Source organism: Variovorax paradoxus B4 (assembly GCF_000463015.1).
Classification (GTDB): domain Bacteria; phylum Pseudomonadota; class Gammaproteobacteria; order Burkholderiales; family Burkholderiaceae_C; genus Variovorax; species Variovorax paradoxus_E.
On the sequence record NC_022247.1, the window covers coordinates 2685880 to 2707929 of the forward strand.

At 66.4% G+C, this 22050-nt stretch carries 24 protein-coding genes and 1 tRNA gene; 5 read left to right on the forward strand and 20 right to left on the reverse strand.

Going from position 1 to position 22050, the window contains the following annotated elements; all coding sequences use genetic code 11:
- Positions 1 to 14 precede the first annotated feature (14 nt).
- From VAPA_RS12445 to VAPA_RS12455, 3 genes are all read right to left on the reverse strand, one after another.
- Positions 15 to 224 (reverse strand): hypothetical protein, encoded by a 210-nt coding sequence (locus tag VAPA_RS12445; RefSeq protein WP_021007123.1) that lies wholly within the window; start codon positions 222 to 224, stop codon positions 15 to 17.
- Between the two features lie 468 nt (positions 225 to 692).
- A complete protein-coding gene (locus tag VAPA_RS12450; protein ID WP_021007124.1) occupies positions 693 to 926 on the reverse strand; it encodes a hypothetical protein in 234 nt (77 codons plus the stop codon).
- A 113-nt stretch (positions 927 to 1039) separates the two neighbouring features.
- Positions 1040 to 1444, reverse strand: a complete 405-nt coding sequence (locus VAPA_RS12455) for a hypothetical protein (protein WP_021007125.1) — start codon at positions 1442 to 1444, stop codon at positions 1040 to 1042.
- Between the two features lie 99 nt (positions 1445 to 1543).
- Between VAPA_RS12455 and VAPA_RS12460 the strand changes: the two genes are divergently transcribed.
- On the forward strand, positions 1544 to 1777 hold the full coding sequence (locus VAPA_RS12460) for a hypothetical protein (RefSeq protein WP_021007126.1): 234 nt from the start codon (positions 1544 to 1546) through the stop codon (positions 1775 to 1777).
- 300 nt (positions 1778 to 2077) lie between these two features.
- Here the strand turns inward: VAPA_RS12460 and VAPA_RS12465 are convergent.
- The 6 genes from VAPA_RS12465 to VAPA_RS12490 form a co-directional block, all read right to left on the reverse strand.
- A tRNA-Asn gene (locus tag VAPA_RS12465) sits at positions 2078 to 2153 on the reverse strand.
- Positions 2154 to 2242: 89 nt separating this feature from the next.
- Positions 2243 to 4411 (reverse strand): TonB-dependent siderophore receptor, encoded by a 2169-nt coding sequence (locus tag VAPA_RS12470; protein ID WP_041946437.1) that lies wholly within the window; start codon positions 4409 to 4411, stop codon positions 2243 to 2245.
- Positions 4408 to 5340 carry a thiamine phosphate synthase gene (locus tag VAPA_RS12475; protein ID WP_021007128.1) on the reverse strand — a complete coding sequence of 311 codons (933 nt, stop codon included), beginning with the start codon at positions 5338 to 5340 and terminating at the stop codon, positions 4408 to 4410. Before VAPA_RS12475 ends, VAPA_RS12470 begins: the two co-directional genes overlap by 4 nt.
- Positions 5341 to 5401: 61 nt before the next feature.
- On the reverse strand, positions 5402 to 6211 hold the full coding sequence (locus VAPA_RS12480) for a thiazole synthase (protein ID WP_021007129.1): 810 nt from the start codon (positions 6209 to 6211) through the stop codon (positions 5402 to 5404).
- Between the two features lie 18 nt (positions 6212 to 6229).
- Entirely contained in the window at positions 6230 to 6433 is a 204-nt protein-coding gene (gene thiS / locus VAPA_RS12485; RefSeq protein ID WP_041946102.1) for a sulfur carrier protein ThiS, read from the reverse strand.
- Positions 6430 to 7521, reverse strand: a complete 1092-nt coding sequence (locus tag VAPA_RS12490) for an FAD-dependent oxidoreductase (RefSeq protein ID WP_021007131.1) — start codon at positions 7519 to 7521, stop codon at positions 6430 to 6432. The genes thiS and VAPA_RS12490 overlap by 4 nt, the downstream gene beginning before the upstream one ends.
- Before the next feature lie 140 nt (positions 7522 to 7661).
- Here VAPA_RS12490 and thiD point away from each other — a divergent pair, with 140 nt between their 5' ends.
- The gene (thiD, locus tag VAPA_RS12495; protein ID WP_021007132.1) at positions 7662 to 8519 is read left to right on the forward strand and encodes a bifunctional hydroxymethylpyrimidine kinase/phosphomethylpyrimidine kinase; all 858 of its coding nucleotides are present in this window, start codon (positions 7662 to 7664) and stop codon (positions 8517 to 8519) included.
- Here the strand turns inward: thiD and VAPA_RS12500 are convergent.
- Both VAPA_RS12500 and VAPA_RS33890 read right to left on the reverse strand, forming a co-directional pair.
- Positions 8473 to 9813 (reverse strand): purine-cytosine permease family protein, encoded by a 1341-nt coding sequence (locus VAPA_RS12500; RefSeq protein ID WP_021007133.1) that lies wholly within the window; start codon positions 9811 to 9813, stop codon positions 8473 to 8475. The two genes, thiD and VAPA_RS12500, sit on opposite strands and share 47 nt — an antisense overlap.
- Before the next feature lie 311 nt (positions 9814 to 10124).
- Complete coding sequence (locus VAPA_RS33890; RefSeq protein ID WP_021007134.1) at positions 10125 to 10775, reverse strand: TetR/AcrR family transcriptional regulator; 651 nt, start codon at positions 10773 to 10775, stop codon at positions 10125 to 10127.
- Positions 10776 to 10873: 98 nt separating this feature from the next.
- Here VAPA_RS33890 and VAPA_RS12505 point away from each other — a divergent pair, with 98 nt between their 5' ends.
- From VAPA_RS12505 to VAPA_RS12515, 3 genes are all read left to right on the forward strand, one after another.
- Complete coding sequence (locus VAPA_RS12505) at positions 10874 to 11290, forward strand: hypothetical protein (protein WP_021007135.1); 417 nt, start codon at positions 10874 to 10876, stop codon at positions 11288 to 11290.
- Positions 11291 to 11318: 28 nt separating this feature from the next.
- The gene (locus VAPA_RS12510; protein ID WP_021007136.1) at positions 11319 to 11714 is read left to right on the forward strand and encodes a VOC family protein; all 396 of its coding nucleotides are present in this window, start codon (positions 11319 to 11321) and stop codon (positions 11712 to 11714) included.
- 301 nt (positions 11715 to 12015) lie between these two features.
- Positions 12016 to 13320 carry an aspartate aminotransferase family protein gene (locus tag VAPA_RS12515; RefSeq protein WP_021007137.1) on the forward strand — a complete coding sequence of 435 codons (1305 nt, stop codon included), beginning with the start codon at positions 12016 to 12018 and terminating at the stop codon, positions 13318 to 13320.
- Here the strand turns inward: VAPA_RS12515 and VAPA_RS12520 are convergent.
- The 9 genes from VAPA_RS12520 to VAPA_RS12560 form a co-directional block, all read right to left on the reverse strand.
- Positions 13307 to 14347, reverse strand: a complete 1041-nt coding sequence (locus VAPA_RS12520; RefSeq protein WP_021007138.1) for an NAD(P)/FAD-dependent oxidoreductase — start codon at positions 14345 to 14347, stop codon at positions 13307 to 13309. The genes VAPA_RS12515 and VAPA_RS12520 overlap by 14 nt on opposite strands.
- Positions 14344 to 14673, reverse strand: a complete 330-nt coding sequence (gene fdxA, locus VAPA_RS12525; protein ID WP_021007139.1) for a ferredoxin FdxA — start codon at positions 14671 to 14673, stop codon at positions 14344 to 14346. The genes VAPA_RS12520 and fdxA overlap by 4 nt, the downstream gene beginning before the upstream one ends.
- Positions 14674 to 14715: 42 nt before the next feature.
- On the reverse strand, positions 14716 to 16053 hold the full coding sequence (locus VAPA_RS12530; protein WP_021007140.1) for a sulfate adenylyltransferase subunit 1: 1338 nt from the start codon (positions 16051 to 16053) through the stop codon (positions 14716 to 14718).
- A complete protein-coding gene (gene cysD / locus VAPA_RS12535) occupies positions 16053 to 17006 on the reverse strand; it encodes a sulfate adenylyltransferase subunit CysD (protein WP_021007141.1) in 954 nt (317 codons plus the stop codon). The genes VAPA_RS12530 and cysD overlap by 1 nt, the downstream gene beginning before the upstream one ends.
- Positions 17007 to 17049: 43 nt before the next feature.
- Positions 17050 to 17682 carry a phosphoadenosine phosphosulfate reductase domain-containing protein gene (locus VAPA_RS12540; protein WP_021007142.1) on the reverse strand — a complete coding sequence of 211 codons (633 nt, stop codon included), beginning with the start codon at positions 17680 to 17682 and terminating at the stop codon, positions 17050 to 17052.
- A gap of 21 nt (positions 17683 to 17703) precedes the next feature.
- Positions 17704 to 18099 carry a DUF934 domain-containing protein gene (locus VAPA_RS12545; protein ID WP_021007143.1) on the reverse strand — a complete coding sequence of 132 codons (396 nt, stop codon included), beginning with the start codon at positions 18097 to 18099 and terminating at the stop codon, positions 17704 to 17706.
- Positions 18096 to 19874 carry a nitrite/sulfite reductase gene (locus VAPA_RS12550; RefSeq protein ID WP_021007144.1) on the reverse strand — a complete coding sequence of 593 codons (1779 nt, stop codon included), beginning with the start codon at positions 19872 to 19874 and terminating at the stop codon, positions 18096 to 18098. The genes VAPA_RS12545 and VAPA_RS12550 overlap by 4 nt, the downstream gene beginning before the upstream one ends.
- A gap of 279 nt (positions 19875 to 20153) precedes the next feature.
- Complete coding sequence (locus VAPA_RS12555) at positions 20154 to 20972, reverse strand: M55 family metallopeptidase (protein WP_021007145.1); 819 nt, start codon at positions 20970 to 20972, stop codon at positions 20154 to 20156.
- Positions 20969 to 22042: a P1 family peptidase gene (locus VAPA_RS12560; RefSeq protein ID WP_021007146.1), complete on the reverse strand. Its 1074-nt coding sequence runs from the start codon at positions 22040 to 22042 to the stop codon at positions 20969 to 20971. Before VAPA_RS12560 ends, VAPA_RS12555 begins: the two co-directional genes overlap by 4 nt.
- Positions 22043 to 22050 lie beyond the last annotated feature (8 nt).

The window sequence follows — 22050 nt, forward strand, 5'->3', positions numbered from 1 at the left end:
GCTGGCGCCCCGGCTCAGGATTCCTTGTTGCCCGGATCCTTGTCGGGAACCTGCGCGTCGAGTTCGTCCTTGATGGACTTGTTGCCCCGAAGGGCCAGAAAGAGCACGGCACCCAGGCCGATGGCAACAATCACGGCAATGAATCCGCCGTCGAAGGCCCACCACCAGAACAAACCGCCCGCAACAAGCAGCAGCGCGGTGATGAGTAGAGATTTCAAGTGCATGGCCCAAGCCGATAGTACGTTGGCGCTAATGTACGCGTCGTTACCGTTCGGCGCCTGACTTGTGGTTTGGGATATACCCTCTTTTTGGCATTTCTCGATCTGCCTTAAATGCCTTGGGGCTCCTGGCCTGCCGTGCCGCAGGGGGCGTAGCGCTCCATCGATAGATCTTCCGCGGCTCACTCCTACATGCATGCGCAAGCGAGCTGTCCTACGGTGTCCGAAACACCGGAGGTACTATCCACGCCGCGTACGCGCAAGCCTTTCCATCCTTCCGAAGATCCGAAGCTGGCATCCGAGGATCCCTCGGCCGTGATCCTACCCAAGGGACACCGCAACAGGGATATCGACACCGTGAAAGTGACGGCGGGTTCGCCAGCCGAGGAGTCCGTTGGCGGACAGACGAATTCAAAAGAGGGGATGAGCCACTCGTCCCAGACCGGAAGAATCTGAAGAGAGCGAAGACGACGGTCAGCCGTATGCCAGCGCGAGTTCCGTGATTCCTTCTGACGTGATCTTCACGACCACCGCGGATTCGTAGTTCCTGAACGAACTGCAAAGATCGAGCGGAGGAGAGATGTCCGCTTCCACGCAGCCCAGCGCCTTGAGAACCGCAATGGCCTGGATCAACTCCGGATCCCGGACATGAACCGGGAACCTGGCGTGCTCGATCTCGAGCAGGTACTCGATGGGTGTAGCTGGCACCGTCGGGCGATGATGGCCCAACCGTGACGGCTTGCGCTCAGCCTGAGCCGATGGAATTCGTGCGGATCACCCTACAGGCGTCGGACAGGGCGCATGGCCAACAGGACTGTTGCTCAGATCGGCCGCACGTCGAAGAACGCCTCATCGGTATCGCCGAGGTCGCGAAAGCCAGCAGTTCGGGCCGCGTCATAGGCCTTCATCCATCGCTTTGCCAGCGCCATCTCTTCTCTCGTGAGATCGGTTTCGCTGGACTCGCTGGCACTCTGGAACGCGCGCAATGCCCGCACGACTTCGCCGTCGAGCTGTCGATCGAGTTCGCGCCGAAAACGTTGCTCCGCAACCTTGGCGGCATCGGCCGCCGGGTGCGGATAGTCGGCGAGCCGCACGGTGTACGCGACCCGAGGTTCCGGCTCGATGTCTTCGAACCTGAAGGGCGGGTCTTCCGGGGCATCGGTGTGCGGGGCTGCGACCGGCTGTGGAACTGCGGCTTGGGGGTAAAAAAGTTCAGCCTGGTTCATGTTCATGTCCTCCGTCGAGTTCGGCAAAGCTCTGCGCACTTCCGCCGGGATCGAAACACTTTGCTGTAAACCTGTATGAATATACAGTAGTATTGGGGTATGGAAAACATGCCCGCAACTCTCTGGATTGCCGCTTGCGCGCATCGGCTGCAGCAGCAGTGGCACACCGTCGACCCGCTCGAGCTGGAGGATGTCGCCCGTGATCTGTGGCGCGATGAACGCCTGCGATCGATGCCACCCGAGGCTGCGGCCGTGGAGTGGCTGAAACCGATCACCGAGCGACTCGGCTCCGTCGGCCGGGTGGCCGCTGGCCTGGAAGTCGGCCACACCTGACATCTCGAGCCGGTGCTCGAAACCTGATTTGCAGTTGCCCCCGAATCTTGGTTTTGCGGGGCCCTTGATGTGGCGACACCTCAAGGATTCCGCCCAGCTGCGTGCTGGGCGTTTTTTTGTCTGGGCTTTGGGCTACCGAAGTTGGGTCGACCTTCGCTCGAGGCGGTATATGGCGGCGTGGAGTCGGTCGGCGCTACGGCGACTACTGGATATTTGGCGATTGCCAAATAAGCCGCTCCAAAAGGAAATGCCCCACTACCTTTTGAGTAGTGGGGCATCCAGAGGCCTTGCGGCTTGTAGTGGCTCCTCGACCTGGGCTCGAACCAGGGACCTACGGATTAACAGTCCGGCGCTCTACCAACTGAGCTATCGAGGAACAAGCCTCAGATTATAGCGTGGTTTTTTGAGCCTTTCGAGTGCGCGAATACGGCCGCCATAAATTTCTGAAAATTTTTTGACCGGTGCTCAGAGCGACACGCTCAAGCCGAGCCGCAGCGTGCGCGGCGCTCCGGGAAAGAGATAGATGTGGCCGAACTGGTAGGGCGATTCCTTCCAGTAGCGGCGGTCGAACAGGTTGTCGATGGCGATGCTCCAGCTCGTCTGGACGCCGCGCAGCCTGGTGTCGTAGCGCAGCACTGCATCGACGCGCGTCCATGAGGGCAGAGTGATCGAGCCGTCGGGCAGCACGTTGCGCCGGCCTTCATGCGAAAGCTGTCCCAGCACTTCGAGTCCGGGCACCGAAGTCACGCGGTAGGCCGCTTGCGCGCGCAACACCTGCTTGGGCACGTTGGTGGGCGACTGGCCGTTGGTGGCGGGCTCGGCGGTGCTTCCGCGGCGCTTGGCGTCGATCAAGGTCACGCTGCCGCCAAGGCGCCAGGGCCCCGTGTTCCATTGCGCGCCCGCCTCGAGCCCGCGGTGCAAGGCGCTGCCGTCGTAGCGACCGTCGCAGGGCGTGGTGCCGAGCCGGTTGCAGGCGTCGAGATTCGTCATGGGGCGCTTGATGTCGAACCACGCGAGCTGCCAGGCGAAGGCGTCGCTGCCGCCCTTGAGTCCCAGTTCCCACTGACGCGAGGTCAGTGCAGGCAGCGCCTCGCCTGCGTTGGTGTACTGCGAACTCTTGTTCGGTACCACCTGCGACTCGATGCCCTTGCCCCAGCTCGCATAGGCCAGGAGGCCCGGCTGGATGGCGTAGCTGGCGGCGATCCATGGCGTGGTGATGCCGTCCTTGTAGCCGGTGGGGCGCGAGCCATCGGTGCGGATGCTGTCGCGATCGAGCCGCGTGTGGCGCACGCCGAGCCAGGTGGTGAAGCGGCTGTTCCAGCGGATCGCGTCCTGCACCGAGAGCTCGGTGGAGCGTTCGTCGCGGTTGGTGTTGGCGTCGGTCAGCGTGGGGTCCGGCGGCACGATGGCCGTGGCCCAGACGTTGCCGGTGCCGACGTAGTTGTAGGCCTGGTCCTGGAAGCGGTTGCGCACGCGGCTCGCGAGCAGGCCGAAGCCGAGCTCGTGCCGCACGCTGCCGGTCATCACGTTGCCCTTGAGGTTCAGGCTGCCGGCTGTTTGCGTGCGCCGCTCGTTCTCGCTGCGGAAGTCGTAGAAGTCGAAGGTGCCGTCGGAGCAATAGCGGTCATAGTTGCCTTCGGCGCCGCAGCCGAAGGCGTAGGCCAGGCGGTCATCGGTCTTGAGCCTTTGCTGGCCGATCTGTGCGCTCCAGCGCCAGTCGGCATCGAGCGCCTGGCTGAAGCGCACGCTGCCGGTGAGCGCGTTGAACTCCGAAGGCTGCGACCATGGCTGGTTGTTGAGGTTGATCCTTGGATCGACCGGCGCGGGCAGCGTGCTGCCCAGCAGGCTGAAGCCGTTCTGGCTCGGCTGCGTCTTGTGGCTGCGCTCGATTTCGAATTCGAGCACCGAATCGCGCGTGATGCGCCAGTCGCCCGCCAGCGAGAACATGTTGCGGTTGCCGTCGAGGTTGTGCGTCAGCGGCTTGAGGTTTTCGTTCGCCACGTTGAGCCGATAGCCGAACTCGTGGTTTGCACCGAAGCGCCCGCCGAGGTCGAGCGCGCCGAGCACGCTGCCGCGGCTGGTGGTTTCGATGCGCAGCGTGCGCAGGTCCTGCTCGGTGGGCCGCTTGACCACGTAGTTGACCAGCCCGCCCGGTGCACTGGTGCCGGCCTGGATGCCGCTGGTGCCGCGCAGGATCTCGATGCGTTCCTTGTTGTCGAGCGGGATCGATGTCTCGGCGCTGATCGGCAAGCCCTCGCGCCGGTAGTTGAAGCGGTTGTCCAGCACGAAGCCGCGCACGGTCAGGTAGTCCCAGTAGCCGGCCGAGTTGTAGGCATCGGTCACCGAGGAGTCGAACTGCGTGAGGTCCGCGAGGCGGCGCGCACCGCTCGTGCGAAGCTGCATGCTGTCGATCACCGTGGCCGAGAGCGGCAGCTCGCGCAGCGGCACGTCGCCGAAGCCGCTCACGTCGGCTTGCGGTGCGGCATTGCTTTCGTTCACCGTGACGGCAGGCAGCTCGGTTTGCTGCTGGGCCTGCGCGCCGCCGGCGGCCAGCAGGAAAGCGGCAGCCATTGCACGCGAGACCGGCGTCAGCGGCCAGGATCGGAATTGCTTTTGTGTCATTTGTTCGTTCATGCGGAGGCGGCGCTCATGGCCGCCATCCATTGCGCGGCAGTGGCCTCGGGATCTTCTGCGGCGACAAGCGCGCGCACCACGGCGACCGAGCCGACGCCCGTGGCCAGCACCTCGGGCAGGCGCATCGCATCGATGCCGCCGATGCCCACCTGCGGATAGCCGCGCAACAGGCCCGCATAGGCCGCGAGCCGCGCCACGCCTTGCGGGGCCGTGGCCATCCTCTTGAGGGTGGTCGGATACACCGCACCCATCGCGATGTAGCTCGGGCTCACTGCATCGGCGCGCACCATCTCGGCATAGCCGTGGGTGCTGACGCCGAGCCGCAGGCCCGCATCGCGGATCTGCTGCACCTGCGCGGGCGCGAGCGCGTCGAGGTCTTCCTGCCCAAGGTGCACACCGTAGGCGCCGGCGGCGATGGCCGCCTGCCAATGATCGTTGATGAAGAGCAGCGCGTCCGTGCCGCGCACGGCATCGACGGCCGCATGTACTTCGCGTTCGATGGTTGCCGCATCGTCCGACTTGAAGCGCAACTGCACCGTGGGGACACCAGCGCGCGCCATGCGGCCGACCCATTGCGCGTCGGGCAGCACGGCGTAGAGGCCGAGCCGTTCGGGGCAGGGCGCGAAGGCGTCGCCGCGTTCGGTGGGCGGAAACGCGCGCAGGCCGAAATCGGCGGGCGTCTCGGGCCATTGGTTCGCATCGAACGCGCCGGTACGCACCGCCTGTGCCTGCCACGCTCGCGCCAGGCACTCGGCATCGATCTCGATGAAGCCGAGTGCCGTGCAGGCCTGCTTCGCGCCGCGATACACGGGGTCTTCCGAGGAGAAGCGGCCCGCCGAAATGGCTGCGGCCGTGGCGGCGCCGAAGCGCAGCCCGTGCGCCGCGACGATGGCGTGGGAGATGGCGCGGGCGTCGGTCGAAGCGCTCATTGAATGACCTTCGTGCTTCGCACTGCGGTGCGAGCTTGCTTGGGGCGGCCCGGCGCGGCGCTCATGGTGCGTGATGCCAGAAGGGCGTGCCGAGCACCGGCGTGCTGGGCTGCGCGGATTCCTGCGCGGCCATGGCGCCAGCGCGGTGGGCGGCGCGGCCGGCCTGCACGGCGTCCGCGAAGGCGCCAGCCATCGACACCGGATCCTGCGCCAGCGCCACTGCGGTGTTGAGCAGCACACCGTCGTAGCCCCATTCCATCACCTGGCAGGCATGCGAGGGCAGGCCCAGTCCCGCATCGACCAGCATCGGCACGCTGAGTCGTTCGCGCAGCAGCTGCAGCGCATAGGGATTGACCGGCCCGCGGCCGGTGCCGATGGGCGCTGCCCAGGGCATCACGGCCTGGCAGCCGACGTCGACCAGCCGCTGGCACAGCACGAGGTCCTCGGTGCAGTAGGGCAGCACCTGGAACCCGTCGCGGATCAGCTGCGATGCGGCATCGACGAGGTTCAGCGTGTCGGGCTGCAGCGTGTAGTCGTCGCCGATGAGTTCGAGCTTGATCCACGGCGTATCGAACAGCTCGCGCGCCATCTGCGCGGTGGCAATCACTTCCTGCACGCTGTGGCAGCCGGCGGTGTTGGGAAGCACGGGCACATCGAGGCGGCGCAGCAGTTCCCAGAAGCCGTTGCTCGTGTCGTTGCCGCCCGAGCCCTGGTTGGCGGTCTGACGCCGCAGCGAAGCCGTCAGCATCGCGGGCTTCGCGCGCTTCACGGCGGCTTCGAGCAGATCGGGCGAGGGATAGCGCGCGGTGCCCAGCAGCAGGCGGCTCTGGAAGGTCTGGCCGTACAGAACCAGCGGGTCGTTCGTGTTCATGGGTTTTGTCTCCATCATTCAACCGCCCGTCACGGGGCGTATCACTTCGATGCGGTCTTCGGGCTGCAGCGCGCGCGCCGCATGGGCCGAGCGCGGCACGAACTCGCGGTTCACGGCCACTGCGAACGGCGGCACGGCGTTCAGCGCGGCCAGCGCGTCGATCACGGTGGCGCCGTCCGGCAGCGTGTAAGGCTTGTCGTTGATCATGACATTCATCGTCATGCTTCGGATGTCTCCAGGCCGAGGTTCTGCGCGAGCGCAGAGCGGCCGTGCACGAGCAGCTCCATGGCGGCGTCGAGCACGGCGGGTGCGATCATGAAACCGTGGCGGTACAGGCCGTTGATCTGCAGCACGCGCGGCTGCGGTTGCCGGATGGCGGGCAGGTTGTCGGGCAGCGTGGGGCGGCATTGGGTCGCGATCTCGAGGATGCGGGCTTCGGCGAAGCCACTGTGCACGGCGTAGGCTGCACTCAGCAGCTCGAGCGTGGAGCGCACGCTGGCGGGCGACATGTCGTCGGATTCGATTTCGGTCGCACCGATCACGAACACGCTGCCGGGCTTGGGTGCGACGTAGAGCGGATAGCGCGGATGCACCAGCCGCGTGGGCCGCTGCAGCGCCACCTCGGGCGCATGCACGCGGATGACCTCGCCGCGCACGCCGCGCAGCGCGTTCCACTGCGGCTTGGCACCGAGGCCGCGGCAGTCGATCACCCAGTCGGGCTGGCCCGGCGTGCCGGGGGCGAAATCGCCGGGTGCGCGCGGCGACTGCCAATGCAGCTTCACGCCGGGGCTGGCTTGCAGCGTGGCAAGCAGCGAAGCCAGCAGCGCGCGGTTGTCGAGCTGGCCTTCACCCGGAAGGAACAAGCCCTGTGCGAAGCGCTGGCCGAGCGAAGGCTCCAGCGTGGCAATGCCGGTGCCGTCGAGCGTGCGCATCGGGGCGAGCTCGGGCACCTGCGTGCCGGTGCGCGCCAGCACGCGCGCGAGCCGCGCGGCTTCGGCGGCGTCCTGCCGGTGCCACAGCACCAGCGTGCCTTCACGCTGGAAGAACACGGGCTGCACCAGCGGTGCCAGCAGCTTGGGCCAGCGGCTCAGCGCGTACTGCCCCATGCGCACGACCGGCACTGGCGCCACGGCCGATTCGGCCAGCGGCGCGAGCATGGCGGCCGCCACGCGTGCGGCGGCGCCTTCGGCCTCGGGGCTGCCCGCTTCGAACAGCTCGACCTCGCAGCCGGCCCGCGCCAGCGTGACCGCGAGCAGCCGGCCCATGAGGCCTGCACCGAGGATGGCGGCGGATTGGAATGGGAGGCTCATGGTTTTGCTCCTTCCCCCGCCGGGGGAAGGTTGGGATGGGGGCGGGCAGAGCGCCCGATGGATGCGCCGCGCGCCCTCACCCCGGCCTTCCCCCGGAAGGGGAGGGAGCAAGGCAGGGCCGGTCGCCGATAATTTTCAGCATGACCCAAGCACTTTCCGACGCGCCCCAGGCGCCCCTGCGCTATGCACGCGTGCTCTCGATCGCCGGCTCCGACAGCGGCGGCGGTGCCGGCATCCAGGCCGACCTGAAGACCTTCGCGGCGCTCGGCTGCTATGGCATGACGGCCATCACGGCGCTCACCGCGCAGAACACGCTCGGCGTGTCGGGCATCCATGGCGTGCCACCGGCCTTTCTCAAGGCGCAGATCCAGGCGGTGGTCGAGGACATCGGCGTGGACGCGGTCAAGCTCGGCATGCTGCATGCGCCCGAGGTGGTCGAGGTGGTGGCCTGGGCCATCGATCACTACCGGCTGCCCAACGTGGTGCTCGACCCGGTGATGGTCGCCACCAGCGGCGACCGGCTGATCGCGGCCGATACCGTGCAGGTGCTGGTGCGCGAGCTGTTCCCGCGCGCCGTGGTGGTGACGCCCAACCTCGATGAAGCGGCCTTGCTCATCGGCCATGCCATCGACGGCATCGATGCGCTCGACGATGCGGCCAGCGAGTTGCTGGCGCTCGGCGCACAGGCCGTGCTGCTCAAGGGCGGCCATCTGCCGGGCGACGAAGTGGTCGATGTGCTGCTGGCGCGTGGCGGCGCGCGCAAGCGCCTGGCCTCGGCCCGCATTGCAAGCCGCAACCTGCACGGCACGGGCTGCACGCTGTCGTCCGCGATTGCTGCGCACCTGGCGCTGGGCGCGGCCTTGCCCGAGGCTGTGGAGCGCGCGCGCGCGTTCGTGCTCGGCGCCATGGCGGCCGGTGCGGATGTCCGCATCGGTGCGGGACACGGTCCGCTCAACCACGGCTTTGCACCAGTGCCGACGCACCGCCTGCCGTCGTAGATGTGGGCTTGGGCCGGCTGATCCAGGCCAGCACGAAAGTTGCCGCGAGCGTTGGCAGCGCCGAGCCGAACTGCGGCGCCCATCTGGCACAGGCGTGATAGGCCGCGATGCCCGCAATCCAGATCAGCGCCGCACCCAGGTCGACCCGGCGGCTGCCAACCGACGAGATGGCCTGCCCCGTGCCCAGCCGCCCCAGGATCACGCCGTAGAGCGGAACGAACACCGAACTCAGCATCAGCAGGAACGGTTCGAGCGTGTGCATCGGCAGCACCAGCGCCAGCGCGGTGCACAGCGCCGCGAGCAGGAGGCCCCAGCGCCGCACGCTCCAGCGCGGCAGCAGGCTGTGGGTGGACACCGAGCCCGAATACACATCGCCATAGGCGTTGTCGAGTTCGTCGATCAGGATCAAGCCCAGCGCCACCAGCCCGCCTTGGGCGAGCAGCAGCGCGGTGACCAGGCCGGTGCCCGGCTCCGCCACGCTCACCACCATCACGCCGAGCGCATAGCACCAGACGTTGGCCAGCGCATAGCCGATCCAAGTGCCGCTGAACGCGCTGCCGAGGCCGCCCGGGCTGCGCTTGCCGTGGCGCGCGTAGTCGGCCACCAGCGGCAGCCACGAGACCGGCATGGCAATCACCAGGTCGAGCGCGCCGAACATGCCCATGCTGCCGTCGCCGGGGCGCGTCCAGAAGGCGTCGAGGCCCTTGGCTTGCAGGCGCGTCGCGAACTGCCAGGTCAGCCAGAGCAGAGAAAGCACCACCAGCGGCAGGCCGAAGCGGCTCACGAAGCGCCGCACCAGCTTGACCATGGAGCCGGCCAGAAGCGCCAGCAGCACTGCGCCCCAGAGCAGCGTGGTGAGGGCGCCGCCCAGTGGCCCGCCGAGTGCCAGGCCGAAGGCCTGTTGGCCGATGGCCTGCGTGCCCTCGCGCATGATCACGAGCTCGAAGGTGGTCCAGCCCACCAGCTGCACGATGTTGAGCAGCACCGGCAGCCGCGCGAAGGCGCTGCCGTAGGTGGCGTGCATCAGCCCGGCGCTCGCCAGGCCGCTCTCGCAGCCGAGCCGCGCGGTCCAGGCCAGGAGGCCCGCGCCAAGCAGCGAGCCCAGCACGATCGCGATGGCCGCGTCGCGCGTGCCCACCGCCGGCACCAGGTAGGCGCCGATCTGCATCACCAGCAGCCCGACGCCCAGGCTGAACCAGAGCGATGCGTGGTCGTGCCAGCCGAACACGCGCTGCGACGCGGGCAGCGGCGCCAGCGCCTCGTTGGCGGAAGAAAGTTCGTCGTCGTGTGCCATCCAGTTGCTCCAGTGCAAAAGGTTTGGCAGGTGGGCGAGGCTCCGGCGGTGGGGCCATCGCGCGAGACAACGCGACAGGCCGCCGGACCAGCTTCCCTGCGCGAGGATTACCTCAAGCCATGCAAATAAACACGGCAGAACAGGTTCAAAGGGTGTTTTCTCAGCCGGTCCGACGAGTCGGGCCAGCACCCCTAGCGAGTCGCCATTTTAGGCGCGCATCGGCGCGCTCAGCGAAAAGTAGTTGGCGTACGGCAGAATCCGGCCATGAGCCGACGTCCGGTACCCTCGCCCATTTCGCTTGGAAGCTGAACCTACCGGTCGCGTTCTGATGGCGTTGATCGACTCTTTCCGCCCAGCGACCCTAGCAGCGCGTGTTCTGTTGCTGCGGCTATCTGGTCTGCAAAGTTACTTCCTACGGAACGTGCAAGCGTAACCGCTCCCGCAAGCGAAGAGAGGGCGGCGCAAGCGGCTCCAATGTCTCGTGGTGCATTTGGCGAGGCTGGACCGTCGACGATCACCTGCGCAACGTCGCGCAAAGCCTTTTCAAACGTCTCACGGGAACCTTCATCCGATCGCGCGACTTCTGCCGGCATCGTCTGAAGCGTGCAACTCTCTGACAAGTCACAGGTCCGCTTGGCACTGAGGTAGAAGCGCACAAACTCCGGCCACCACGTGCTTCCGTGCTTTTCCTGGAAGTGCAGCACGCCGCCGCGCAATTCGGCCATGCCCTGTGCGACCGACTCCCGGAATGCGTGGGCCTTTGAGTCGAAATGAACGTAGAAGGCACCCGATGTCAGGCCTGCTTCCTTCGCCAGGCCGTCAACCCCAATCCCGCCAAATCCTGCCTTGCGAAACCCGCGCCCTGCGCCGTCCAGTATGCGTTGCCGCGTCTGCACCTTCTGTTCGGACCTTGACACGAGCGGCTCCTTCAACATGTGAAGCTGACGATTGTAGTTGTTCAAAACACGATCGTTATGTATTATCGAATAACGGTCGTTACTTGAAATGCTCTGCGGTTCGCAGCGCATGAGCGACGCCGTTCTTTCTGTTTGGAGTACCCATGCCACTTACTCTCACCCTCACCGAGGGCGTTCTTCCGAAGGGCCAGGAAAAAATCGCCTTCAGCCGCCTGTCAGATGCCATGCTTAGATGGCATGGCTTGGCAGGAAACAAGGCGATGACGCCCAACATCGTGGGCTCGATCCACGTCTTGCCAACGGAGCACACGTACTCCGGATCAAAGGAGGCCTCCGTGGCGTTCGTCGAATGGAAGGTCCCGTCCTTCGCGTTCGCCAGTCGGGAGGTTCAAGTTGGCTACATAGAAGAAGCCACGAACATCATTCATGAGCTGTCAGGCGCGCAGCACCCGAAGGAGCGTATATGGGTCAACGTCGTGCACGCGGTAGACGGGGCCTGGGGCATCGCCGGGATGGCTCTCACCAATGCGCAGCTTGGCGAAGGAGCCGCCTCGGCCTGACGCCCCATCTACGTCTGGGAATACCAACATGCAACTCTCGAACTATTTGTTTTTCACCACGACCTGTGATGACGCCCTGGCTTTCTATACTCAATGTGGTCTTGGTCGTGTCGTCGAGGTGCTTCGCTACGGGGTCGATGGCATGCCCGTGAAGAACGAGGCCATGCGCGGCCAGGTCATGCATGCCAAGTTCGAGGGACCAGGCTTGCTCTTCTATGCCTCCGACAACGATGATGCTGAGCCGATGCGAGGCTCCGCGCATTTGCTTGCGATGAACGGTCGAGATTCAACGAACAATCTCTTCCGAGCTTTGGCTGCAGGTGGAACGGTCACGACCCCCTTGGGCATTCAGCCGTGGGGGGACTACTACGGCAAATTGACCGACCGGTTCGGTGTTCAGTGGATGCTGAACTGCGCTGAGTAAGAGCGTTGCCGGCCCAGTTGCGAATGACTGCTTCGTGAAATTTCGTAGTACCGCTTTGGGCCCTTAGCGGTCTTCCGTTGACGGCCCAAGAGCCCCTGACCTCGTCTTACCTCAGTCAGGTTCAAAGGGACTCTCTCAGTCAGCCCCGGAACGGATCCCGGTTCGACACCCCTAGCGGTAGTGCTCCGCGCCGTAGCGCAAAGCGGAAACTATTGTACGAGCCTGTGCGTCCCGCCTCCAAACCATGGATGATGGCCCGGATATGGCAATCCACATGCCGCCACTTCGAGGATGTGTCCCCATGAGCGATTCCGCAATCGACCAGTCCCTTGACCAGGCCCTCCAGCGCTTCATCGAGGCCAACCCGGCCAGCCGGCGCCAGTTCGAGGCGCAGGCGCGCTACATGCCGGGCGCCAACAGCCGCTCGGTGCTGTTCTACGCGCCGTTTCCGCTCACCATCGCCAAGGGCGAGGGCGCCGCGCTCTGGGATGCCGACGGCCACCGCTATGCCGACTTCATCGCCGAGTACACGGCCGGCGTCTACGGCCACTCGGCACCCGAGATCCGCGATGCCGTCGTCGAGGCGATGCAGGGCGGCATCAACCTCACGGGCCACAACCTGCTCGAAGGCCGGCTCGCCAAGACCATCTGCGAGCGCTTTCCGCAGATCGAGCAATTGCGCTTCACCAACTCGGGCACCGAGGCCAACCTGATGGCGCTCACGGCCGCGCTGCATTTCACGGGGCGGCGAAAGATCGTGGTGTTCTCGGGCGGCTACCACGGCGGCGTGCTCGGCTTCGGCGCCAAGCCCTTGCCGACCACCGTGCCCTTCGACTTTCTGGTGCTGCCCTACAACGACGCGCAGGCCGCGAGCGAGCAGATCGCCAAGCATGGGCCGGAAATCGCCGCGATCCTCGTCGAACCGATGCAGGGCGCGAGCGGCTGCATTCCGGGCAGCCCCGAATTTCTGCAGGCATTGCGCGAAGCGGCCACCCGGGTCGGTGCGCTGCTGGTCTTCGACGAGGTCATGACCTCTCGCCTGGGGCCGCAGGGCCTGGCCAACAGGCTCGGCATCCGGTCCGACCTGACCACGCTGGGCAAGTACATCGGCGGCGGCATGTCGTTCGGGGCCTTTGGCGGGCGCAGCGACGTGATGGCGCAGTTCGATCCGCGCACAGGGTCGCTTGCGCATTCGGGCACCTTCAACAACAACGTGATGACCATGGCGGCCGGATATGCCGGCCTCACGAAGCTGTTCACGCCCGAGGCGGCCGGCGCGCTGGCCGAGCGCGGCGAGGCGATGCGTGCGCGGCTCAACGCGCTGTGCACGAAGGAGGGCGTGGCCATGCAGTTCACCGGTGTCGGGTCGCTGATGAATGCGCATTTCGTGCGCGGGGAAGTGCGGCGCGTGGACGACCTGGCGGCGGTCGACGGACGCCTTCGCCAGCTGCTGTTCTTCCACTTGCTGAGCGAGGGCATCTACGCCTCGCCGCGCGGCTTCGTCGTGCTGTCGCTGCCGCTGACCAATGCGGACATCGACCGATTCATCGCCGCCATCGGCAGCTTCATCGGCGAATACCGCGCGCTGCTGCCTAGCGGGACGTAGTGCCAGCCACGCCCAGCAGCTCGTGGAGCCGCGTGCTGGTGGTCGTGTACTGGAGCGGGATCGCCTTGCCTGGGAACACGATGGCGGTGGCGCCCCAGGCCGCCAGCGTGGCCTCGTGGAAGCCGCAGACGATGAGCTTCTTCTTACCCGGGTAGGTGTTGATGTCGCCCACTGCGAACACGCCGCGCTCGCGGGTTTCGTACTTCTCGGTGTCGACCGGCACCTGCTTGCGCTCCAGTTCCAGGCCCCAGTCGGCAATGGGGCCGAGGCGCGGGGAGATGCCCAGGCAGGCGATCAGCGCGTCGAGCGGCAGATCGGCAGTGGTTGCATCGGGCGTGGTGATCTGCAGTTGCCTGCCGTCGAAAGCGGTGGGCTGGCCGACCTTGAACGCGAGCTTGCCTTCAGCGACCAGCGCACGCATCGAAGCGACGAGGCCTTCGTCGGCCTGGAAGCCGTCGCGCCGGTGGACCAGCGTGACCTGCCTTGCCACAGCCGTGAGCGCGACGGCGGTTGCCAGCGCAACGTCGTCGCCGCCATTCACCGCCACCGCCTGCCCGGCGAAGCGGGCCAGCGAATCGGGGTGATAGAAAAGGGAGCTGCCTTCGAACTGCGCAATGCCTTCGACCGCGATGCGCTTGGGCACGAAGGCGCCGACGCCGGCCGCGATGAACACGGTCTTGGCGAGGAAAGCGGTGCCGGCCGAGGTGGTCAGCAGCAGGCGCTCATCGGCCTGCCGGACGAGCGTGGCCACCTGCTCGCCGAAATGGAATTGCGGCTTGAAGGGCGCGACCTGCTCGAGCAGCGATTGCGCGAGGCCGCGTCCGCTGGTGACCGGCGTGCCCGGAATGTCGTAGATCGGCTTGTCGCCGTAGAGCGCCACGCACTGGCCGCCCGCGGCGGGCAGCGCATCGACGATGTGGCAGGAGATCTCGAGCAGGCCGAGCTGGAAGGCCTGGAACAGTCCGACCGGACCGGCGCCGATGATCAGCGCGTCGGTTTCGATGGGGGCTCGGCCTTCGGGGTTCAACGGACCAGTTCGCCGATCTTGTCGGTCTTGTCTTTCCACTCTTCGGCGTCGGGCAGCGCGGGCTTGCGCTTGGTGATGCTCTTCCAGCCGTCGGCCAGCGAGAGCTCTGCGTTGAGCTTGATGAATGCGATCTGGTTGGCCGGGAGGTCTTCCTCGGCATAGATCGCATTGACCGGGCACTCGGGGATGCAGACCGCGCAGTCGATGCATTCGTCCGGGTCGATCACCAGCATGTTGGGGCCTTCGCGGAAGCAATCCACGGGGCATACGTCCACGCAGTCGGTGTATTTGCAGCGGATGCAGGCTTCGGAGACGACGTGGGTCATTTGTCTTCTAACGTCAGTGTGAGGTCGGGAAAACCCCGGATTTTAGGCCTTTGCGGCGGCAGGCTGCACGAGCACGGCAGCAGCGGTCTTGTGGGAGGCCGTATCGACCAGCACCAGCGAGCCCAGGGTCCGCGATTGCGTGAAGGGCAGCACCGCCAGCGGCTGCTGGAGCGAAAGCACCACGTCGCCAATGGAATTGGCTTCCAGCTGAGTTGCGGGCTCGGATTCGAGCGTGGTGATGTTCACCCGGTCGACGATGCGCGCCACCTTGGCCTTGACCCAGCGGTGGCCCTGCAGCGCCCAGTAGACGCGGCCGGCAACCAGCGGCTCGTCGTCGAGCCAGGCCACGGTGGCGGTGATCTCGCGCACCGGCTCGAAGGCGCCGGGCGCCAGCAGCCAGTCGCCGCGCGACACGTCCACTTCGCGGTCGAGCACGATGCCGGCGCTGTGGCCCGCATGCACCACCTTCGGTTGCCGCGTGTGGCTCAGCACCTGCGCGACCGTGGCCGTCTGGTTGCTGGGCAGCACGGTCACGCGCTGGCCGGGTTCGACGTGGCCGGAAGCCACGCGGCCCCAGAACACGCGGCGGCCCTGCGAGGTGTCGGCCGAGGCCGAGAACTTTTCGACCCACTGCACCGGGAAGGCGAAGGGCACGGCCTCGTCCTGCACGGTGACCGGCAGTTCCTCGAGCAGCTCGAGCAGGCTAGGGCCCTCGTAGCCGACCCAGTCGGCATGGCGCGTGGCCACGTTCCAGCCCTTGAGGGCGGAGATCGGCACGATGGCGGCCACCTGCACGCCCGCCGCTTCGGCAAAGGCGTTCAGCGCGGTCGAGATGCGTTCGAAGGCCAGGCCGGCGTCGCCGATGGCGTCGAGCTTGTTGACTGCGAACACCACCGACTGCACGCGCAGCAGGTGCGCCAGCAGCGTGTGGCGGCGCGTCTGAGGCAGGAGCTCGCGCTTGACCACGGTGCCGTCTTCCACCTCGGCGGCCCAGGCCAGCTTGGTGGCATCGACCAGCACCACTGCGGCATCGGCGGCCGAGGCGGCCGTGACCATGTTGCGGGTGTACTGCTCGTGGCCCGGCGCGTCGCCGATGATGAACTTGCGCCTGGCGGTCGAGAAGTAGCGGTAGGCCACGTCGATCGTGATGCCCTGTTCGCGCTCGGCCGAGAGGCCGTCGGTCAAGAGGGCAAGGTCGGTTTCGCCGCCGCGCTGCACACCGGCGAGCTGGTCCTGCAGAACCGTCTTGCTGTCGACCAGCAGGCGGCCGATCAGCGTGCTCTTGCCGTCGTCGACCGAGCCGCAGGTGATGAAGCGCAGGGCGGTGCCGGTGTCGCCGTGGAGGGCGGTGTTGTCGAGGGTTGCCGTTATGGTGCTCATCAGAAATACCCGTCTTTTTTGCGCTTCTCCATCGAAGCTTCCGAAGTCATGTCGTCCATGCGCGTCGCGCCGCGCTCGCTGACGTCGACCGACAGCGTTTCGAGCACCACGTCGCCCGCATCGGCCGCAAGGCTTTCGACCGGGCAGGTGGTCGTGATGTCGCCCACGGTGCGAAAGCGCACATCGCGCACCTGCACGGTTTCGCCGTCGCGCGGCGGGGTCAGTTCGGTCACCGGCACCAGCAGGCCGCGGCGTTCGACCACCTCGCGCTTGTGCGTGTAGTAGATCGACGGCAGGCCTACGTGTTCGCGCTCGATGTATTGCCACACGTCGAGCTCGGTCCAGTTCGATATCGGGAACACGCGGAAGTGCTCACCCGGGGCGAGGCGGGTGTTGAACAGCGTCCACAACTCGGGGCGCTGGTCCTTGGGCTGCCATTGGCCGAAGCTGTCGCGGTGCGAAAAGATGCGTTCCTTGGCGCGCGCCTTTTCCTCGTCGCGGCGGGCGCCGCCGATCAGCGCGTCGAAGCGGAATTCTTCAATGGCTTCGAGCAGCGTGACCGACTGGTGCGCATTGCGCGATTCGCCGGGGTGCGCAAGGCGCACGGTACCGCGCGCCATCGAATCCTCGACGCTGCGCACGATCAAGTCGGCACCCAGTTCCTCGGCGCGCTGGTCGCGGTAGGCCGTCACTTCGGGGAAGTTGTGGCCCGTGTCGATCATCAGCAGCGGGTAGGGGATGCGGCCGGCGCCGAAGGCCTTTTCGGCACACTTCAGCAGCACCAGCGAATCCTTGCCGCCCGAGAACAGCAGGGTCGGGCGCTCGAAGGCCGCCGCCACTTCGCGCAGGATGAAGACGGTTTCCTCTTCCAGCGCATCGAGATGGGTGTTGGACAGGCGCGCGGGAGAGTGCATGGGCGGCAGCAGCAGTTCGGTTTCGGTACGGGCGTTCATCGGGTGGGGTGCTGAATGCGGATGGTCGATGCGGCGATGGCTCTCAGTGAGAGAGGTGCAATCCGCACTCGCGGTTGTCTTCGCCCTTGGTCGGGTCCACGTAGTCGAAGTTGTTGGGCAGGCCATGCGCTTCGCAGTACGCGTACAGATCCTTGGACGACCAGTGCAGGAGCGGCGCGACCTTGATCAGCCCATCCGGATTGACGCTGACCGGGTCCATCTGTGCGCGCACGGCCGTGTCGGTGGCCCGAAGCGCGGTGAACCAGACCTTCGGCGCCGTCTCGCGCAGCGCGCGGGCAAAGGGCTCCAGCTTCACTTCTTCCGTGAAAGCGGCATGGCGCGGATCGTCGAGCGCCGGGGTCGGGCCTTCCACGGCTTCGCGATGCGCACGCGAACGGCGCGGCAGGTAGATGTGCAGATCCAGGCCCAACTGCTTCGTCACCTCGTCGGCAAAGCGGTAGGTGGCCTCGGTGTTGTAGCCGTTGTCCATCCAGACCACGGGAACGTCGCGCTTGGCGCGCGTGACCATGTGCAGGATCACGGCCTCGAACGGGCGGAAATTGGTGGTGACGATCGCGCGCTGGCCCAGGCCGACGGCCCAGTCCACCAGGCCCTCGGCGTTGCGGCCGAGTTCGGTGTTGATGCGTGCGAAGTCGATGTCCGTAGCGATGCTCATGTCGATGGTTCCCATGCGGGCTCAGGTGCCGGCCGCGAAGTGCGGCGCGGTCTGCACCGCATCGCCCTGGTAGAAGGCGGCGAAGCGGTCGAACTGGCGCTGTGCGTCGGTGGCGTCCACGCCTTCCTTCAGCACGGCGCTCGAGAAGCCGGTGCGTTCCATCTGCACCAGCTGGTCGATCAGCACGTCGCCGGTGGCGCGGATGTCGCCCTTGAAGCCGAGCCGGCGGCGCAGCAGGAAGGCCTGGCTGTAGGCACGGCCATCGGTGAACTTCGGAAAGTTCAGGTCGATGCGCTCGATGTCTTCCAGGCACACCTCGATGGCGAGCGGATCGGCATCGTTGGGCAGCTGCAGGACCTTCGGGTCGCCGTCATCGACGTGCTCTTCGGCAGCGAGGATGTTGAGACGTCTGTTCATGCTGCTTCCTCCACCTTGAAGCGCGCACCGTTGGCCGCGGCCTTGAACGGGTCGTGGCCGACGCGGCGCAGGGTGTCGATGAAGGTCTCTCCGCCTTCGCGGGTGTCGCGGTAGGTGGTGAGCACGGCCTCGATCACGCCCGGCACTTCGGCCGCCGAGAACGAGGGGCCGACCGCCTTGCCGGCCTGCGGCGTACCGCTGAGCGCGGAACCGTCGGAGCCGCCGAGGGTGACCTGGTACCACTCCTTGCCGTCCTTGTCGACGCCCAGGATGCCGATGTGGCCGCTGTGGTGGTGCCCGCAGGAGTTGATGCAGCCGCTGATGTGCAGGTCGATCTCGCCCAGGTCGTCGAGCTCGTCGAGGTCTTGATAACGCTCGGTGATGGCTTCGGCAATGGGGATGGAGCGCGCATTGGCCAGCGCGCAGAAGTCGCCGCCGGGGCAGGCGATCATGTCGGTCAGCAGGTGCACGTTGGCGCTGGCAAAGCCGGCCGCGCGGGCGGCGAGCCACAGCGCATGCAGGTCTTCGGCATGCACCCAGGGCAGCACGATGTTCTGGTCGTGCGTGACGCGGGCTTCGCCGGCCGAGAAGCGGTCGGCCAGTTCGGCGAGCGTGTCGAGCTGATCGGCGGAGGCGTCGCCGGGCGCCTGCTTCAGGCGCTTGAAAGAGAGCGTCACGGCGCGCAGCGCGGGGTTCTTGTGCGCGGCCACGTTGCGGGCCAGCCAGCGCGCGAACATCACGTCGTCGGCGGCGTGGGCACGCAGCTCGGCGTCGGTCTTCTCGGCGCTTTGCAGCACGCGGGTGGCGAGCGTCGGCGGCACGAAGGAGGCGGCCACGCGGTCGAACTCTTCCTGCGTGATGGTGTGCGGCGCGCCGTCGTGCTCGATGATCTGCTTGTACTCGGCCTCGACATCGTCAATGTAGCGCTGGCCTTCGGCCTTCACCAGAATCTTGATGCGCGCCTTGTAGATGTTGTCGCGGCGGCCATAGCGGTTGTAGACCCGGATCACCGCTTCGAGGTAATTCATGATCTGCTGCCACGGCAGGAACTCGCGCAGCACGGTGCCGATGATGGGCGTGCGGCCCATGCCGCCGCCCACCTGCACGCGAAAACCGATATCGCCCGCCTCGTTCTTCACGAGCTTCAGGCCCACGTCGTGCCAGCCGGTGGCTGCGCGGTCTTCGGTGGCGCCGGAGATCGCGATCTTGAACTTGCGTGGCAGGAAGGCGAATTCAGGGTGCAGCGTGCTCCACTGCCGCATGATTTCGGCGTAGGGGCGCGGATCGGCGATTTCGTCGACCGCGATGCCGGCGCGCTCGTCGCTCGTGATGTTGCGGATGCAGTTGCCGCTGGTCTGGATGCCATGCATGTCGACCGAAGCCAGCAGGTCCATCACGTCGGCCGACTTGGACAGCGGAATCCAGTTGTACTGGACGTTCTGGCGTGTCGAGAAGTGGGCGTAGTGCGTGGGGAGCTTGTGGCTGCCGAGCAGGCCCTGCGTCTCGATGGCCTTGCGGTAGACCTCGGCTTCGGGCTCGTCGTATTCGCGGGCGATGCGGGCCAGCACGCGCAGCTGGCGGCTGGAAAGCTCACCGTAGGGCACGGCCACGCGCAGCATCGGCGCATAGCGCTGCACATACCAGCCGTTTTGCAGTCGCAGGGGACGGAATTCGTCTTCGTGGAGGCGGCCCTTTTGCCAGCGCTCGAGCTGGTCTCTGAACTGGGCGGCTCGCTGATGGACGAACTGGCGATCGAATTCTGTGTATTGGTACATCGTGTGATTCTTGAAGAAGTGCGGTGCCGCACGTACAACGGGGCGCCCCAGCAAGAAGCCGAGATTCTGAAACCCGGCCTTATGGAAGCAAACTATTTTTTGGTTCGCGCTTTATGCGGATAAGCTTATTCTTCAATGCCCATGCGGGTTTCCGGGCGGTTGAATGCTTATTCCGGATAAGGCGCGAGCCCATCGGAGTCGCCTGACCCAGGAATTCTAGGAAGAGATGGATGACCCGGCTGGCGGGTGCGGAACGAGGCGGCGGGCGCCTCGAACGGTTCAGCGCAGCATGGAAGACATCGCCGAACAGCAGTTCAGCATGCGCACCGCGGCCTCTACCGTGTCCGCGGTGAAACGCAAGGTCACGCCGTCGATGCGTTCGAACGACGGCCACTGGCAGAACAGATCGGCCATGGCCGGCGACTGGGTGCGCAGCGTCACCACCTGCGGCCCCTTGAAGACCAGCGCAGCGGCGTTGTCCCTGCCGGCCAGCCCTTGCACCACGCCAGCCCGGATGGCCGCGCGCGACTGCTCGGGCGAGAGCGACACGCCGCTGCTGAACCCGGTGGCGCGCTTGGTCTGAACGAAGGTGGCATGCGGAAAGATCGGACGGTTCTCCGCGATGAACACATCGTCCCCGCTGGCCATGACCACCGGCGCGCCGTATTCGCCCGCCAGCGCGCCGTAGAGCCCGGCCTCGCCCAGTTCCTGCTCGCCGAGCCGGATGCCGGCAAAGGCAAAGCTGTTGATGGTGTGGGCGAGGATGCCACGTCCCTGGGCGCGTGAGTGGTAGCCCACCATGCAGACGGCGTCCACGCCTTCCTCGACGCCGGCCACCATGCTCAGGTAGCGCGGCTTGCCCTGCACCACGCGGGCGCGCGCATCGAGCGCGTCGGGCGGCATGTTGCGAAAGCCGCCATGCGAATCGTTGACCAGCACCTCGGTGGCGCCGGCCTCGAAGGCGCCGGCAATGGCCGCGTTGGCCTCCTGCGCCATCAGCAGGCGGGCGCGTTCGTACTCGGGGTTGCCCGGCCGGGCCTGCTCGTGGTGGTAGACGCCCGCAACGCCTTCGATGTCGGTGGAGATCAGGACTTTCATGGGAGGGGGTGCGGTTGCGCGAAAGAAGAAAGGGAAGAGGGCGGCAGCAGTTCCGATAGCGCTGCCCGGTGATTGCCATCGCGGCCCGTCACGGCCGTGGCGCGCCAGAGCGCATGCAGGATCGCCTGCTCGGTGCTGTCGGCTGCGGCCTGGAAGAGGCCGTCGAGCAATCCGTCATGCACCATGGCGAAGGCCGGCATCGGGCGGTCGACGCGATCGGGCACGGTGTAGGCGGTTGAAAAGGCCAGCACGATGTCGCCGCTGCCATGGCCGAAGACCGAGCCGGTGCGGGCCAGCCCCGCGGCTGCGCGCAGCGCGAGCCGGCGTAGCTGGCGCGCGTCGAGCGGCGCATCGGTGGCAACGACGATGATGATCGAGCCCTTCTCGGGCTCCTTGCACTCGGGCGTGTCTTGCGCGGCCAGCCGTTCGCCGACCGGGTGCCCGGCCAGCACCAGTTGCGGCTGGCGCCCGTAGTTCGCCAGCACCAGCGTGCCCACGGTGTGCAGTTTGTCCTCGGGCGCCGGCACGCGGCGCGATGCGCTGCCGATGCCGCCCTTGAGCTGGAAGCTCGACATGCCGCGGCCCGCGCCGACCGAGCCCTGCGCGAAGCCGGCGCCGGCACTCTCGAGCGCGCGCAGGTAGTCCGCTTCCGTGACCGCCAGCCGCTGGATGTCGTTGAGAAAGCCGTCGTTGCACTCGAAGACCAGCGGATTCACCGTCGGCAGCGATCGGCCGCTCTCGGGGTTGGCCGCAACGCAATGGCGGATCTGCGCCGTCGCCACTGTGCCGACCGAGAAAGTGTTGGTCAGCGCAATCGGCGTCTCCAGCACACCGAGCTCTTCGAGCTGCATCAGCCCCACGCTCTTGCCGAAGCCGTTGAGCACCACGGCGGCGGCCGGTACCTTGTCGCGGAACGGATCACCCGCATGCGGACGGATCACCGTCACGCCCGTCTGCACGCCTGCGTCGTCGAGCGTCTGGTGGCCGACCGCGACGCCTTCGACGTCGGTGATGGCATTGCGCGTGCCTTGGAGCAGGAGGCCGATGTGGGGCAGGGTGTTCGCTGGCATGAAGATGG

Coding starts and splice junctions, on each gene's coding strand:
- VAPA_RS12445 (WP_021007123.1), bottom strand. CDS start 224: ATGCACTTGAAATCTCTACTCATCACCGCGCTGCTGCTTGTTGCGGGC.
- VAPA_RS12455 (WP_021007125.1), bottom strand. CDS start 1,444: ATGAACCAGGCTGAACTTTTTTACCCCCAAGCCGCAGTTCCACAGCCG.
- VAPA_RS12460 (WP_021007126.1), top strand. CDS start 1,544: ATGGAAAACATGCCCGCAACTCTCTGGATTGCCGCTTGCGCGCATCGG.
- VAPA_RS12470 (WP_041946437.1), bottom strand. CDS start 4,411: ATGAACGAACAAATGACACAAAAGCAATTCCGATCCTGGCCGCTGACG.
- VAPA_RS12475 (WP_021007128.1), bottom strand. CDS start 5,340: ATGAGCGCTTCGACCGACGCCCGCGCCATCTCCCACGCCATCGTCGCG.
- VAPA_RS12480 (WP_021007129.1), bottom strand. CDS start 6,211: ATGAACACGAACGACCCGCTGGTTCTGTACGGCCAGACCTTCCAGAGC.
- thiS (WP_041946102.1), bottom strand. CDS start 6,433: ATGACGATGAATGTCATGATCAACGACAAGCCTTACACGCTGCCGGAC.
- VAPA_RS12490 (WP_021007131.1), bottom strand. CDS start 7,521: ATGAGCCTCCCATTCCAATCCGCCGCCATCCTCGGTGCAGGCCTCATG.
- thiD (WP_021007132.1), top strand. CDS start 7,662: ATGACCCAAGCACTTTCCGACGCGCCCCAGGCGCCCCTGCGCTATGCA.
- VAPA_RS12500 (WP_021007133.1), bottom strand. CDS start 9,813: ATGGCACACGACGACGAACTTTCTTCCGCCAACGAGGCGCTGGCGCCG.
- VAPA_RS12505 (WP_021007135.1), top strand. CDS start 10,874: ATGCCACTTACTCTCACCCTCACCGAGGGCGTTCTTCCGAAGGGCCAG.
- VAPA_RS12510 (WP_021007136.1), top strand. CDS start 11,319: ATGCAACTCTCGAACTATTTGTTTTTCACCACGACCTGTGATGACGCC.
- VAPA_RS12515 (WP_021007137.1), top strand. CDS start 12,016: ATGAGCGATTCCGCAATCGACCAGTCCCTTGACCAGGCCCTCCAGCGC.
- fdxA (WP_021007139.1), bottom strand. CDS start 14,673: ATGACCCACGTCGTCTCCGAAGCCTGCATCCGCTGCAAATACACCGAC.
- VAPA_RS12530 (WP_021007140.1), bottom strand. CDS start 16,053: ATGAGCACCATAACGGCAACCCTCGACAACACCGCCCTCCACGGCGAC.
- cysD (WP_021007141.1), bottom strand. CDS start 17,006: ATGAACGCCCGTACCGAAACCGAACTGCTGCTGCCGCCCATGCACTCT.
- VAPA_RS12540 (WP_021007142.1), bottom strand. CDS start 17,682: ATGAGCATCGCTACGGACATCGACTTCGCACGCATCAACACCGAACTC.
- VAPA_RS12545 (WP_021007143.1), bottom strand. CDS start 18,099: ATGAACAGACGTCTCAACATCCTCGCTGCCGAAGAGCACGTCGATGAC.
- VAPA_RS12550 (WP_021007144.1), bottom strand. CDS start 19,874: ATGTACCAATACACAGAATTCGATCGCCAGTTCGTCCATCAGCGAGCC.
- VAPA_RS12555 (WP_021007145.1), bottom strand. CDS start 20,972: ATGAAAGTCCTGATCTCCACCGACATCGAAGGCGTTGCGGGCGTCTAC.
- VAPA_RS12560 (WP_021007146.1), bottom strand. CDS start 22,042: ATGCCAGCGAACACCCTGCCCCACATCGGCCTCCTGCTCCAAGGCACG.